The 13,360-nt window shown below is 63.7% G+C and carries 11 protein-coding genes; 7 read left to right on the top strand and 4 right to left on the bottom strand.

The window, feature by feature from the left end:
• The first annotated feature begins 510 nt into the window (after positions 1 to 510).
• Together A4R29_RS29370 and A4R29_RS29365 are read left to right on the top strand one after the other, a co-directional pair.
• On the top strand, positions 511 to 2,514 hold the full coding sequence (locus tag A4R29_RS29370; protein ID WP_063173448.1) for a PhoX family protein: 2,004 nt from the start codon (positions 511 to 513) through the stop codon (positions 2,512 to 2,514).
• A gap of 145 nt (positions 2,515 to 2,659) precedes the next feature.
• Positions 2,660 to 2,884, top strand: a complete 225-nt coding sequence (locus tag A4R29_RS29365; RefSeq protein ID WP_013528677.1) for a hypothetical protein — start codon at positions 2,660 to 2,662, stop codon at positions 2,882 to 2,884.
• Here A4R29_RS29365 and A4R29_RS29360 read toward each other — a convergent pair.
• On the bottom strand, positions 2,876 to 4,066 hold the full coding sequence (locus tag A4R29_RS29360) for a flavin-containing monooxygenase (RefSeq protein ID WP_063173447.1): 1,191 nt from the start codon (positions 4,064 to 4,066) through the stop codon (positions 2,876 to 2,878). The two genes, A4R29_RS29365 and A4R29_RS29360, sit on opposite strands and share 9 nt — an antisense overlap.
• Positions 4,067 to 4,409: 343 nt before the next feature.
• On the opposite strand from A4R29_RS29360, the gene A4R29_RS29355 reads away from it, so the two are divergent.
• On the top strand, positions 4,410 to 5,447 hold the full coding sequence (locus tag A4R29_RS29355) for a phosphatidylglycerol lysyltransferase domain-containing protein (RefSeq protein ID WP_063173446.1): 1,038 nt from the start codon (positions 4,410 to 4,412) through the stop codon (positions 5,445 to 5,447).
• A 155-nt stretch (positions 5,448 to 5,602) separates the two neighbouring features.
• Here the strand turns inward: A4R29_RS29355 and A4R29_RS29350 are convergent, their stop codons facing one another.
• Both A4R29_RS29350 and A4R29_RS29345 read right to left on the bottom strand, forming a co-directional pair.
• Complete coding sequence (locus A4R29_RS29350; protein WP_013528680.1) at positions 5,603 to 6,364, bottom strand: ABC transporter permease; 762 nt, start codon at positions 6,362 to 6,364, stop codon at positions 5,603 to 5,605.
• Positions 6,361 to 7,287, bottom strand: coding sequence for an ABC transporter ATP-binding protein (locus A4R29_RS29345; RefSeq protein WP_063173835.1), 927 nt, complete (start codon positions 7,285 to 7,287; stop codon positions 6,361 to 6,363). The genes A4R29_RS29350 and A4R29_RS29345 overlap by 4 nt, the downstream gene beginning before the upstream one ends.
• A gap of 261 nt (positions 7,288 to 7,548) precedes the next feature.
• On the opposite strand from A4R29_RS29345, the gene A4R29_RS29340 reads away from it, so the two are divergent.
• Together A4R29_RS29340 and A4R29_RS29335 are read left to right on the top strand one after the other, a co-directional pair.
• Complete coding sequence (locus A4R29_RS29340; protein WP_063173445.1) at positions 7,549 to 8,910, top strand: cytochrome ubiquinol oxidase subunit I; 1,362 nt, start codon at positions 7,549 to 7,551, stop codon at positions 8,908 to 8,910.
• A gap of 9 nt (positions 8,911 to 8,919) precedes the next feature.
• Positions 8,920 to 9,924 (top strand): cytochrome d ubiquinol oxidase subunit II, encoded by a 1,005-nt coding sequence (locus A4R29_RS29335; protein WP_013528683.1) that lies wholly within the window; start codon positions 8,920 to 8,922, stop codon positions 9,922 to 9,924.
• A 55-nt stretch (positions 9,925 to 9,979) separates the two neighbouring features.
• Here A4R29_RS29335 and A4R29_RS29330 read toward each other — a convergent pair whose 3' ends face one another.
• Positions 9,980 to 12,568, bottom strand: coding sequence for a helix-turn-helix transcriptional regulator (locus A4R29_RS29330; protein ID WP_063173444.1), 2,589 nt, complete (start codon positions 12,566 to 12,568; stop codon positions 9,980 to 9,982).
• A 222-nt stretch (positions 12,569 to 12,790) separates the two neighbouring features.
• Between A4R29_RS29330 and A4R29_RS29325 the strand changes: the two genes are divergently transcribed.
• Both A4R29_RS29325 and A4R29_RS33515 read left to right on the top strand, forming a co-directional pair.
• Entirely contained in the window at positions 12,791 to 13,063 is a 273-nt protein-coding gene (locus A4R29_RS29325; protein WP_063169628.1) for a DUF4242 domain-containing protein, read from the top strand.
• Positions 13,041 to 13,328, top strand: a complete 288-nt coding sequence (locus A4R29_RS33515) for a hypothetical protein (protein ID WP_082827512.1) — start codon at positions 13,041 to 13,043, stop codon at positions 13,326 to 13,328. Before A4R29_RS29325 ends, A4R29_RS33515 begins: the two co-directional genes overlap by 23 nt.
• Positions 13,329 to 13,360: the final 32 nt, after the last annotated feature.

Raw genomic sequence — 13,360 nt, 5'->3', positions numbered from 1 at the left:
ACCAACATTGCCGAAAGACGCGGCGCCCGGAAGCGACCTCCGACCGTTGCGGTTGTCAACCAGGACCATTGCAAGCGCAAGGTTGGACTAAAGTCCCAAGTGTATGCTACATTAGCTTCGCATGAACGGCGCCGTGACCGCCATCGCTAAACGGGAGACTGGCTTTCCCGATGCCTGACGACCGCAGACGCCGAACATCAAGTCACCTCCGCCGGGGGCGGCGGAGGTGACTTGTCGAGGGTGCAGTTGCCCGTTGATCTGTTTTTTGCAAACGACTGATGTCGTCCGCCGTCGCAGGATGCGCGGCCAAGATGCCGCCTAAGGTCTCCTTTCATCTCGAACCGGCGATTCTGGAGCAGTTCACGGTCTGCGGGAATGCTTAGCCAGCGCTGCGCGCAATGCCTGTCGCGTCTGAAAGGTCTCCCGATGTCACGAAAATGTGATCCGGCGATTATAAGGGGGTCAAACAGGTACCCACGCTCCAGCCAATCCAACAGCCAGAGGCAAGCCATGACTGACCTTCGCTCCCCCGACACTCGATTCCGCACCAGCCTGCTCGAGGAAAACGACGGCCCGGCCATCAACGCTTCCGACAACCGCACCATGGGCGAGATCATCGCCGCGCGGTTCTCGCGCCGCGGCTTCCTCAAGGGTTCGCTGGCTGTCTCGGCCATCGCCGCCACCGTCAGCCCGCTGGCGCTGATCAGCGCCGACGAGGCCCGGGCCGCTGAAGGCTCGGCCTTCACGTTCGACGAACTCGAGGCCGGCATCGACGACAAGCACCATGTCGCGCCGGGTTACGACGCTGATGTCTTGCTGCGCTGGGGCGATCCGCTGTTTGCCGATTCGCCCGACTTCGACCCGACGAAACAGTCGGCCGAGGCCCAGGCGAAACAGTTCGGCTACAACAACGATTATGTCGGCTACATCCCGGTCGACGGCTCGGCCGAACATGGCCTGCTGGTGGTCAACCACGAATACACCAATCCGCATCTGATGTTCCCCGGCATCGTGAAGATCGTCGAGAAGGACGGCAAGAAGTCGGCCGAAGTCGCACCGCTCTCGAAGGAGCAGGTCGATGTCGAGATGGCAGCTCACGGCGGCACCATCGTCGAGATCCGCAAGGCATCAGGCAAATGGCAGGTGGTGCGCGACGGCAAGCTCAATCGCCGCATCACCTCCAACACCGAAATGGCGCTGTCCGGTCCGGTTGCCGGCCATGACCGCGTCAAGACCAATGCCGATCCGTCCGGCACCAAGGTGTTCGGCACGTTCAACAATTGCGCCGGCGGCGTCACGCCCTGGGGCACCTATGTGATGGCCGAGGAGAACATCCATGGCTATTTCTCCGGCGAGTTGCCGGAAGGCCACAAGGAAGCCGCGAACTACAAGCGTCTCGGCATTCCCGAAGGCGCCTATGAATGGGCGGCGCATTACGAGCGTTTCGACCTCGCCAAGGAGCCCAATGAGGCCAACCGCTTCGGCTGGATCGTCGAGGTCGATGTCAACGACCCGACCTCGACGCCGAGGAAGCGCACCGCCATGGGCCGCTTCAAGCATGAGGGCGCCGAATCGATTGTCGCCAGGGACGGCCGCGTCGTCTTCTATCTCGGTGACGACGAGCGCTTCGACTATGTCTACAAGTTCGTGACCAAGGCCGCGTTCGATCCGAACGATCATGCCGCCAACAGGGACCTGCTCGATGATGGCACGCTGCATGTCGCCAGGTTCGCCGAAGATGGCACGGTCGAATGGCTGCCGATCGTCTTCGGCCAGGGACCGCTGACGGCTGAAAACGGTTTCACTGGCCAGGCCGACGTGCTGATCGAGACGCGCCGCGCCGCCGACCTGCTCGGTGCCACCAAGATGGACCGCCCCGAAGACATCCAGCCCAATGCCGTCAACGGCAAGGTCTATGTCATGCTGACCAACAATTCGAAGCGCAAGGCCGATCAGGTAGACGCCGCCAACCCGCGCGCCGAAAACGCCTTTGGCCACATCATCGAGATCGCCGAGGACGGCGGTGATTTCACCGCCGCCAAGGGCAAGTGGGAAGTGCTGCTGAAATGCGGTGATCCGGCGGTTGCCGATGTCGGCGCCACCTTCTCAACGGCAACGACGGCCAATGGCTGGTTCGGCATGCCCGACAATTGCGCGGTCGATTCGGCCGGGCGTCTCTGGGTCGCGACCGACGGCCAGGGCCCGAAAGCCACCGGCCGCACGGATGGTCTGTGGGCGGTGGACACGGAGGGGGCGGCGCGGGCGACCTCGAAACTGTTCTTCCGCGTGCCGATCGGCGCCGAAATGTGCGGTCCGCTGTTTGCGCCCGACGACCAGACCGCCTTCGTCGCCGTCCAGCATCCGGGCGATGGCGGCGAGGACTGGGAAGCGTTCGGCCGCCCGTCCTACTATGAGGATCTGTCGACGCGCTGGCCCGACTTCAAGCCCGACATGCCGGTGCGGCCGTCGGTGGTCGCCATCACCAGACGGGGCGGCGGCAAGATCGCGGTCTGATTGTCCTCTAGCGTGAGGCGCAGCAGCGGAGCAGATTTGCACCGCTGCCGCCCTTTGAAGTCGCGGCATGGGGTGAAGTCGGTCAAGCCTCGGGAAAGATTGGCAATTTAAGCATGGCGCCCTAGGTCTTTATCAGGAGATCGCCATGTCGAAGTCCGTCTATGACCGTGGCTTGCTCAAGCCAGCCGATATCGCCAAGCTGCAGCGCGTGTTCGACGAGGCCTGCCGGCGGCGCGAGGCACATCCCGATTCCGCCGACGCGCGGGAAATCGCGCTTAACCTGCTCGCCCTGCACAATGCCGGCATGGTGGAAGAGGACATGCTGATGGAGGCCGTCGGTTTCCGGCGGCTGGAACCCAAATCAGCGTGATGCGCCGGGTTGGTGCGAGGCCGACCCCGCAATCCGTTTGGCGATCGCCTTGGCCAGGATGCCGGCATTGGCGAAGCAGCCGCGAATGCTCGGCCGCATGCCGGTGAACCACAGACCGGGCAATTTCGGATCGGCTTGCCCGCCGTTGAAGAGCGGAACGCCCTTGGCGTCGAGCACGCCGAGCTTGCCGACCATCGGCTCCAGCCCGGTGCGGTAGCCTGTCGCGGCAATGACGATGTCAGGATAGATCAGGCTGCCATCGGCCAGGATCACGCCGTCACGGGTGAATTCCCTTATGCCGGGTACGACGGTGATCTTGCCGGCCTTTATGGCGCTGACGGCGCCGTCGTCGGCGGCGATCGCGGTGTAATCCGAGGTCAGGCGGCTGGCGCCGCCCGCAGGCGCGGGCGGCAGGCCGAATTTGGTCAGGTCGCCGAAAGCCAGGCGCTGCGTCGCCGACATCACCGCGTCGGCGACCCGCAACGGCAAGCGAGCCATGAACGGCGAAAGCCGGTGCACGGCGATCTTGCCGATGCGCTTGGGCAGCAGGGCGGGACCGCTGCGGGCCGACAGCCAGATGGCGGCCGTGTCTATGCCGGCCAGATGATTGAGCGCATCGAAACCCGAATTGCCAGCGCCGACGACCAGCACTTTCTGGCCCGCATAGGCCTGTGCGTCACCGAAATCCGCCGAATGGATGATGCGCCCGACGAAATCCTTCATGCCTTTCCATTCGGGAATGGACGGCTGCCTGTCGCGGCCGGTGGCGACGACGACATTGCGGGCCAGCCGCAGGCCAGCGCTGGTCCGTACCGCCCAGTGATCGCCCTTGAAGGCAATCTCTTCGACAGCGACGCCAAACTGCACCGGCAGCCGGTTTTCCTCCCTGAAATCATTCATGTGGCGGATGACGACCGTCCGGTGCGGAAAGGCGGGGGTGCCGGGGGGATAGGGGAGACCAGGCAGCGAAGAAAGATCGCGGTGGGTGTTGAGATGCAATTGCTTGTGCCGCCGGTGCCATGGCTCAGCCAACCGGCTTTCCTTTTCCAGGATCGCCGTCGGCACGCCGGCGTTCATCAAGGCGTGCGCGACGGCCAGCCCGGCAGCACCGGCGCCGACGACGATTGCCGGCTCGACCTTGGCCGGCAGATCCACAACCGATCTGATTGTCGTATCAGTCATTCACTCGAATCCCGTTCGACGCTAGGCTGGCAGGACGCTGTAACCGTTTGATCCCGCGCAGGATCCCTGCAGCAAACCGCGGCCGAAATTTCGAGCGATGCGAATTAGCTCCGTACGCCGGGCCGCGGTTGCGCTCTATATGGCATATGCGCGATATCAACGGTAATCAGGTCGCGGCAATGTGATTGATTCGAGGCTCGGGGTGGCTGGCGGGTCTCGGTTATCCCCACGCGCATGCCCGAAATCGACTCCGATTTTCGAGCCATGCGCAGAATCAAAGTGTTACAGCACCTTGGCGCGTCCTGGACGGCCGGCGCTGTAGGCGGCACGCGGAATCTCGACCATGCCCTCCTTGCGGTTCTATTTCGACAAGATCCTTGAGGCCGCCGCGCCCGAGGTCGAGCGGCAGGCGCTGACCCATGTCGAACGCCTGGCACTGGTGCGCCGCTATGGCGACTTCTCGCTCGCCTATTCCACCGCCGTGCAAGGCAAGCTCTCCTATTTCGGCGACGCCGACGGCTACATCGCCTTCGGTACCAAGATGAAGCACCATTTCGCGCTCGGCGACCCGGTGGCGGCTCCGGCGCGTCGGGCCGATTACATCAAGCGCTTCGTCGAGACCGCCGGCAGCCCGTGGTTCGTGCAGGTCGGCGAGGAAACCGCACGCGTGCTGGCCGACCTTGGCTACAAGGTCAATCGCCTCGGCATCGACACCCGCCTCACCCTGCCCGAGCATGATTTTTCCGGGAAGCGCAACGAGACCGTGCGCTACTCCGAGCGCTGGCTGCTGAAGAAAGGCTTTTCGTTCGACGAGGACAAGCGCACGATTTTTCTGGATGAAATTGCCCGGCTTTCGGAAAACTGGCGCGGCGACCGCATCGTCAAGCGCTGGGAGATGGGCTTTCTCAACCGCAACTTTGCCGACCATCTCGGCACCGACATGCGCCGTTTCGTCCTGCACGGTCCCGACGGCGGACTGGTCGCTCTGCTCGACTTCGACCCGCTGTGCCGCAACGGAAAGGTCATCGGCTACACGACGGCCTTCAAGCGCAAGCATATCGACGCTTCGCCGCATGCCGAGGTCGGCCTGACCAAATTCGCCGTCGATCGTTTTCGCGAAGAGGGCATCTCGGTGGTCACGCTCGGCCTGTCGCCGATGCTCGATATCGGGCCAAGCGGCTTTGCCGAAAGCGATTTCTGGCGCAATGCCTTCCAGCGCGCCTACGATTCGCCCTGGGTCAATCGCCGCAGGTTCAACCTGCAGGGCCAGGCGGCCTTCAAGCGCCGCTTCCACGGTGTCGAGGAGCCGGTCTACATCGCCTTCCGCAAGGGGACGTATGTCGAGATGCTGGGGTTGCTGCGGCTGGTCAAGGCGATCTAGATCTATCGATATTCAGGTGAGGCCGGCCTGCAAATGGCGGCTTCCTGCGCTTCCGGTGCTCACGTACGAAAAGTACGCTCCGCTCCGGTTCTCGGAATCCGCCATTTTCGACTCGGCCTGACCTGAATCTCAACAGACCTGGCGGCGTTCTGCCGTCAATTCCTCAACCGATACCCTGTCCTGAAGATCCAGGCGACGATCGTTATACAGATCAGCAGGAAGACGACCGTCATGCCGAGGCTGACGCCGACCGAGACGTCGGACTTGCCGTAGAAGCTCCAGCGGAAACCGCTGATCAGATAGACGACCGGGTTGAACAGCGTGATCGTGCGCCAGACCTCGGGCAGCATGTTGATCGAATAGAAGCTGCCACCGAGGAAGGTCAGCGGCGTGATGATCAGCAGCGGAACCAGTTGCAGCTGCTCGAAACTCTTCGCCCAGATGCCGATGATGAAGCCGAACAGGCTGAAGGTCACCGCCGTCAGCACCAGGAAGGCGAGCATCCAGAACGGATGCAGGATGGTGAGCGGCACGAACAGCGAGGCGGTGGCCAGGATGATCAGGCCGAGGATGATCGACTTGGTCGCGGCACCGCCGACATAGGCGATGACGATCTCCAGATAGGAGACCGGCGCCGACAGAAGCTCGTAGATCGAGCCGACGAATTTCGGGAAATAGATGGCAAAGGAGGCGTTGGAGATCGACTGCGTCAACAGCGACAGCATGATCAGACCCGGCACGATGAAGGCGCCATAGCTGATGCCGTCGATTTCGGTGATGCGCGAGCCGATGGCCGAGCCGAAGACGACGAAATACAGCGACGTCGAGATGACCGGCGAGACGATGCTCTGCAGCACGGTGCGGAAAGCACGTGCCATTTCCATCCGGTAGATCGCCCATACTGCGCGAAGGTTCATGGCTCCCTCCTCACCAGATTGACGAAGATCTCCTCGAGCGAAGAGTTTTGCGTGTCGATATCGCGGAACTGGATGCCGCCGGCCTCGAGATCGCGCATCAACGAGGCGACGCCGGGCCGCTCGGCCTGGTTGTCATAGGTGTAGGTCAGCTGCCCGCCATCGGGCGACAATTCCAGCGCATAGCGCGAGAGCGCCTCGGGAATGGCCGTCAGCGGATTGCGCAGTTCCAGTACCAGCCGCTTGCGGCCGAGCTTGCGCATCAGTTCGGCCTTGTTCTCGACCAGGATGATCTCGCCGCGGTTGATGACGCCGACGCGGTCGGCCATCGCTTCGGCTTCCTCGATATAGTGCGTGGTGAGGATGATGGTGACGCCGTCCTCGCGCAGCCGGCGCACCATCGCCCACATGTCCTGGCGCAGCTCGACATCGACGCCGGCGGTCGGCTCGTCGAGGAACAGGATGCGCGGCTCATGCGACAGCGCCTTGGCGATCATCAGCCGGCGCTTCATGCCGCCCGACAGGGTGATCGCCTTGGCGTCCTTCTTTTCCCACAGTGAGAGATCGCGCAGCACCTTCTCGACAAAGCCGTGGTTGGCCGGCTTGCCGAACAGGCCACGGCTGTAATTGACCGTCGCCCAGACGCTCTCGAAGGCATCGATGGTCAGTTCCTGCGGCACAAGCCCGATCAGACCGCGCGCGGCGCGATAATCCTTGTTGATGTCGTGGCCGTCGACGGTGACGGTGCCCGACGAGCGGTTGACGATGCCGCAGACGATCGAGATCAGCGTCGTCTTGCCGGCGCCATTGGGCCCAAGCAGCGCGAAGATTTCGCCGCGCTGAATGTCGAGATTGACTTCCTTGAGCGCGGTAAAACCGGTGGCGTAGGTCTTGGAGACCCCGGAAATGGACAGGATGGAAGGCATGGATGAAAACGGCTGCTTGAAAGAGGTCCCCTGATATAGGCCGAATGTCGGTGCTTGCAACCGCAAGTCAATGCCCTGCTGACAGTTCTCGACAATCGTTGCCGGCCGGCCATTGCAGGTGCGGCGCACAGGCCCGGAGTTGCGCGGCATGCAACCGGGAAAATTGTCCTGTGGCGTTCAGCCTCGCGGCAGGACGCCGCTTTGACCTGAACTCGCTTCGGGCCTATTCTTCGCGAGTATTTGCAGCAGCCGGAGCCCATCATGGACCCGCTCATACTTTCGCGTATCCAGTTCGGCGCGAATATTTCATTCCACATTCTATTTCCGACGATCACCATTGCGCTGGGTTGGGTGCTGCTGTTCTTCAAGCTGCGCTACAACGCGACCAACGATTCCGCCTGGATGCGCGCCTATTTCACCTGGGTGAAGGTGTTCGCGCTGTCCTTTGCCATGGGCGTGGTTTCGGGCGTCACCATGAGCTTCCAGTTCGGCACCAACTGGCCAGGCTACATGGAAAAGGTCGGCAACATCGCCGGGCCGCTGCTGGCCTACGAGATCCTCACCGCCTTCTTCCTCGAAGCGGCCTTCCTCGGCATCATGCTGTTCGGCTTCCGCCGCGTTTCCAACCGCATCCACACGCTGGCGACGGTGCTTGTCGCCGGCGGCACCACCGTCTCGGCGTTCTGGATCATCGCGCTCAATTCCTGGATGCAGACGCCGGCCGGCTTCGAGATGCGCGACGGCGTGGCGCACGCGGTCGACTGGTGGGCAATCATCTTCAACCCGTCGATGCCCTACAGGCTGACCCACATGCTGCTGGCGTCCGGGCTGACGGTGTCGTTCCTGATCGCTGGCCTGTCGGCGCTGCGCTATCTCACCGGCGACCGTTCGGAATCGATGTGGAAGGCGCTGCGCACCGGCGTCTTCACGGCCGCGATCCTGATCCCGATCCAGATCTTCGCCGGCGACCAGCATGGGCTGAACACGCTGGAGCACCAGCCGCAGAAGGTCGCCGCCATGGAAGCCAACTGGAACACCGGCCCCAACGTGCCGCTGGTGCTTTTTGCGCTTCCCGACGAGGCCGCGAAGGAAAACAAATTCGAGATCGCCATTCCCGACGGCGCCAGCCTGGTGCTGCGGCACTCGACCAGCGGTGTCGTGCCGGGACTGAACGATTATCCCGGCAACCATCCGCCGGTCTTTCCGGTGTTCTGGGGTTTCCGCGTGATGGTCGGCACAGGCATATTGATGCTGCTCGTCTCGTGGTCGGCCGCCTTCTTCCTCAAGCGCCGGCACAGCCTGCCGAAGCCGCTCGCCATGCTGATGGTACCGATGGCGCTGTCGGGCTGGCTGGCAACGCTGGCCGGCTGGTACACCACCGAAATCGGCCGCCAGCCCTGGCTGGTGACGGGCGTGCTGAAAACGGCAGACGCGGTCGGCCCGGTGGCGGGCAGCCATGTCGCGCTGACGCTGGCGATCTACCTCGTTCTCTATGTGCTTTTGCTGATCGCCTATCTCGGCGTGCTGGTGCACCTGGCGCTGAAGGCGGCGAAGGACGGCGATTCATCGCCGCTGCCGGGCGTCATGAACGCCGCCATGTCACAGCCGGCGGCTGGCGAGTAGGAGAAGAAGATGAGCTTCGACTGGCCAACCGCGCTTCCCCTCATCTTCGCCGGCCTGATGGGCCTCGCCATCCTGATCTACGTCATTCTCGACGGTTTCGATCTCGGCATCGGCATCCTGTTCGCCGCCGCCGAAGACGCCGAACAGGATACGATGATCGCCGCGATCGGCCCGTTCTGGGACGCCAACGAAACCTGGCTCGTGCTGGCCGTCGGCCTGCTGCTGGTCGCCTTCCCGCTGGCGCATGGCGTCATCCTGACGGCGCTCTACATTCCGGTCTTCGTGCTTTTGCTCGGGCTGATCCTGCGCGGCGTTGCCTTCGATTTCCGCGCCAAGGTGCCAGCTGGCCGGAAGCATCGCTGGAACCGTATTTTCTTCCTGGGTTCGCTCATCGCCTCGCTGGCGCAGGGCTACATGCTGGGTGTCTATGTGCTCGGCCTCGATGTCGGCCTCGGCGGCATGGCGTTCGGCGTGCTGGTGGCGTTCTGCCTTGCCGCCGCCTACGCGGCGATGGGCGCCGCCTGGGTGATCTACAAGACTGAAGGCGAATTGCAGAAGAAGGCGGTGCGCTGGCTGCGCACGACGCTGGTGCTGACCGCGCTCGGCATGGCGGCAGTGTCGCTGGCGACGCCCTTCGCCAGCCCGCGCATCTTCGACAAATGGTTCGTCTGGCCGGAGATGCTCTATCTGTCGCCGCTGCCGATCCTGTCGGCACTGCTGTTCCTGTGGCTGTGGCGGCAGACCTTCCATCTGCCGAAGCCCGACGACCGCCATTCACTGACGCCGTTCCTGACGCTGGCGGCCATCTTCGCGCTTGGCTTTGCCGGCCTCGCCTGGTCGTTCTACCCGTTCGTGGTGCCGGATCGCCTGACCATCTGGCAGGCAGCCTCGGCACCGGAAAGCCTGGCCATCATCCTGGCCGGCACAGTGGTCGTGCTGCCGATCATCATCTTCTATTCCTTCTATGCCTACCGGGTGTTCGGCGGCAAGGCGACCGACCTGACCTACGATTGATCCGCTCCATCTCTTTGACGCAAAGCGCCATGGGCTTTCTCAGGAAGGGCTGCTTTCAGATCAGCCCGGAATCGCGCGCGGCAGCTGTGGCCTCGCCACGCGAGATGGCATCCAGCTTACCCAGAACCGCGGAGACATGGTGATCGACGGTTTTTGGTGAAATGGTCAGATGCTCTGCGATCCGCTTGTTGGAGAAGCCGCGCTCGATCAGTTGCAGCACTTCCATCTGGCGTTGGGTCAGGCCGGCGCTGTTGGCGCGCGTGGTCTGGCGCGGCCCCCGGGCGATGCGAATGACGCCGTTGCGCCGCATGATTTCGCGCACATGGCTCGCAACCGGCTTGGCTCCAAGGGTCTCGAATATCTCGAGTGCCGCACGCTGCGCCGGCTCATCGCCCTGGGCGAGCGCGAGCGCACGTTCATAAGGTGCGTTGAGATCCGCCCAGACCGCGGCCGCCCCTTGCCAGTCGCCAGCCAGGAGCATTCGGTACGGCGCGGCCATGCCGGCCGTATCCCCCGCGTCGCTACCGGCGGAGAGGATCTGGCGCCAGCTGGCCAGTTCGGCAAACATAGCCCGCGTCGGCGACAGGGTCTCGGCAAGGTCGATCAGCCGCAGCGCCTCGGCGATTTCCGCCTCGCCGAGCCATGCCTGCTCGGCGACGATGGCGGCGTACGGCAACAGCCGCTGCAATTCGGCTCCCCTTTCCAGGAACCGATTCATTTCCGCCAGCAGCGGCTCGGCCGAAGGATCTCCGCGCCGAAGACGCAGTTTCACCAGGGCCACCAAAGCGGGATAGCGGACCAGCGCCGTCGCCTGGTCATTGCTTATGACATCCAGAGCCTCGGCGGCAGCTTCGTTCCAGTATCCCTGACGCAACAACAACTGTGCCCGAACCCCACGCATATAGTCACGCCAAGTCGCCAGATCGTTGTCGACGCAATAGTCGATGCCGCGATCGAGAAAGGATTGAGCCTGGCTGTAGCTCAATTGGTTGATCTCGCCACAGGCGCAATTGGTGAAGGCACGCGCGGCGTGCTCCTGAAAATTCTGCTCCAGCGCGATTTCGAGGCTGCGGGCGAGATGCAGCCGGCTGCTGGCCAGATCCAGCCACTGCTCGGCGGCGCCGACATTGTTGAGCGCGTGACAAACGACATCCTGCCGGCCCAGCTGCTCGGCAAGCTCGATCGCCCTGCCGCCCAGCGACAGGGTCTCGTCGAGCCTTTCGGCCAGCATCGCCAGCTGCGAAAGGTTCGAATAGGCCATGGCAAGTTCGGCACTGGCGGGAACTGCCTCCAGCAACGCGACCGCCTGGGCGCCGAACAGGTCGGCTGCCGGGCGGTCGCCCAACAGATAGGCGAAGCGCGATAGCCACCTGAGGCTGTCGCCTTCCTTCAGCGTGTTGCCAAGCGCCTTTTGCAACGCGCGGGCTTGTTCCTGCGCCTTGATGGCCTCGTCAATGCGGGCGATCAAGTGACACTCGAAGGCATACTGCTCGTAAAGTCCGGCGCGTTCTTCCACGGGCAAGGTGTCGGCCTGCCGCAAGGCGACCTCATAGTAGCCGGCGGCGTCGCGATGGGCGCCGACACGCGAAGCCTCGCGCGCGGCGATCGGCGCGAATTCGCGCACCGCCTCGAAATTGTGCGCTTCCACGGCGTGATGGACCAGGCGTGCGGTGGCGACGCCGCCGTTTTCAAGCAGCGCCGACAGCGCGCGCTGGTTGAACAGTCTCCTGTAACTTGTCGTCAGCATCATCTCGATGGCGCGGCGTGCGATTTCATGGCGGAAGGCATAGCCATCGCCCAGATCGTCGAGCAGCCCATTCGACACACATTCCGCCAGCTGTCCGGCGCTGGCGACGCCGCACAGGCCCTGCAGAGCCCAAGCATCGGCCCGCCTGGGAAACACCGACACCGCGTCGAGCATCGAGCGGGCACCGGCGGACAGCCGTTCGGCCCGCGCCACAACGGCGTCCCGCACGCTGGCCGGCGGCGTCATCTCATTGTCGGCGCACAGGAGCTCGGTGACGAAGAAGGCATTGCCGGCGGTGACCCGGTAGATGGCGTCGCCATCGCGGCCGGCAGCGCTGGCGAGCGACAGGACGGCCGCCTCGCTCAACAGCGGCACGTCGATACGGGCAACGTTGCCCGACGGAATTTCACCCAGCGCCCGGCGCACACGCGCCTGTCCTTCGCTGCGGTCGGTGCGCGCCGTCAACAGGACCAGGATGTGGGTGTTGGCGATGCGCCGGCCAAGAAAGCGGACGAAATCGAGCGTCGCGTCGTCCGCCCAATGCAGATCCTCGATTACCAGAAGCGTCGGCTGGGTCCTTGTCTCGAACACGTCGAGGGCACCGGAGAACAGTGGCAGCCGCTGACCCTGCCTGGCGTCGATCGCCTGCGGCATCGCCCATTGCGCCTCGCGGGCGAGGTCATAGAGCGGTCCGAGCGGATCGGGGATCGACAGGTCCTCGCAGGCGCTGCGCAAGATGCGCGTAGCCTTGGCCGCGCCGGCGACGAAGGCCTCGACCAGTGCGGTCTTGCCGGCGCCGGCCTCGCCCGACAACGCCACCACGCTGCCGCGACCACGCGCGGCTTCGGCGAGAAGTCCGTCAAGCTGCTCCAGCTGTGTCTGCCGTTCCAGAAGCATGATCGTCCGCTTTTCGTGATCCGGGTCGCTGCCGCACCCCGCTTTCGTCAGGCAGGATAGCGCGGCCCGGTATCGGCTTTGTGGCTCCAGCAGTGAACGCCGTTAACATGGGGAATCGTCCCACGAAACATAGGGAAAGGTTCCGATGCGCGCCCCTGGCGAGCGTGATCAATGTCCTCCGCGCTCAAAACCGGGCGTGAAACAGTAAAAAAGGAACCTGATATGCCTCGCTATGTGGTTGAACGTACATTTCCCAACGGCCTCAGCGTGCCGGTGAACGAGGCCGGCGCCGATGCGCTGGGCGGCGTCATCATGCGCAACGCGGAGAAAGGCGTGACCTGGGTGCAGTCCTTCGTCTCGCCCGACAAGAAGCAGAGCTTCTGCATCTATGACGCGCCTTCGCCGGAAGCGATCCGCAGCACGGCCCAGAAAAACGCGCTGCCTGTCGACAAGATCACGGAGGTGCGGGTTCTTGACCCTTACTTTTACCGTTGACCCGATCGATGAGCATCAAACTGCCCTTCGCGGCGACGGCAGCGTGCCTGACGAATCGTTCAGCGGGCCGTCGGCGGCGTCGAGACCCGTCGGACGAGACCCGTTACCGGGCCGGGCTTTCTGGCGGCTGGCCTCGCTGCTGTTCGCGCCATTGCGCAAGAGTCGGCGTCGATTGCCTCCGCAGGACGATTATCTGAGACGCGACATCGGCCTGCCGGAGCTCGAGGGGCTGCCGCACTACTGGGACTTCACCCGGTACCAATGATGCGTGCAGCCGAGATCCGACGTCGCAGCGGG

This window comes from Mesorhizobium ciceri biovar biserrulae (assembly GCF_001618845.1).
GTDB classification, from domain to species: Bacteria; Pseudomonadota; Alphaproteobacteria; order Rhizobiales; family Rhizobiaceae; genus Mesorhizobium; species Mesorhizobium ciceri.
The sequence above is the reverse complement of the archived record's forward strand: the minus strand, read 5'-3'. Positions and strand labels throughout refer to the sequence as shown.

Excerpts from the sequence above, each read along its gene's own strand:
- A4R29_RS29370 (WP_063173448.1), top strand. The coding sequence starts at position 511 with ATGACTGACCTTCGCTCCCCCGACACTCGATTCCGCACCAGCCTGCTC.
- A4R29_RS29365 (WP_013528677.1), top strand. The coding sequence starts at position 2,660 with ATGTCGAAGTCCGTCTATGACCGTGGCTTGCTCAAGCCAGCCGATATC.
- A4R29_RS29360 (WP_063173447.1), bottom strand. The coding sequence starts at position 4,066 with ATGACTGATACGACAATCAGATCGGTTGTGGATCTGCCGGCCAAGGTC.
- A4R29_RS29355 (WP_063173446.1), top strand. The coding sequence starts at position 4,410 with ATGCCCTCCTTGCGGTTCTATTTCGACAAGATCCTTGAGGCCGCCGCG.
- A4R29_RS29350 (WP_013528680.1), bottom strand. The coding sequence starts at position 6,364 with ATGAACCTTCGCGCAGTATGGGCGATCTACCGGATGGAAATGGCACGT.
- A4R29_RS29345 (WP_063173835.1), bottom strand. The coding sequence starts at position 7,287 with ATGCCTTCCATCCTGTCCATTTCCGGGGTCTCCAAGACCTACGCCACC.
- A4R29_RS29340 (WP_063173445.1), top strand. The coding sequence starts at position 7,549 with ATGGACCCGCTCATACTTTCGCGTATCCAGTTCGGCGCGAATATTTCA.
- A4R29_RS29335 (WP_013528683.1), top strand. The coding sequence starts at position 8,920 with ATGAGCTTCGACTGGCCAACCGCGCTTCCCCTCATCTTCGCCGGCCTG.
- A4R29_RS29330 (WP_063173444.1), bottom strand. The coding sequence starts at position 12,568 with ATGCTTCTGGAACGGCAGACACAGCTGGAGCAGCTTGACGGACTTCTC.
- A4R29_RS29325 (WP_063169628.1), top strand. The coding sequence starts at position 12,791 with ATGCCTCGCTATGTGGTTGAACGTACATTTCCCAACGGCCTCAGCGTG.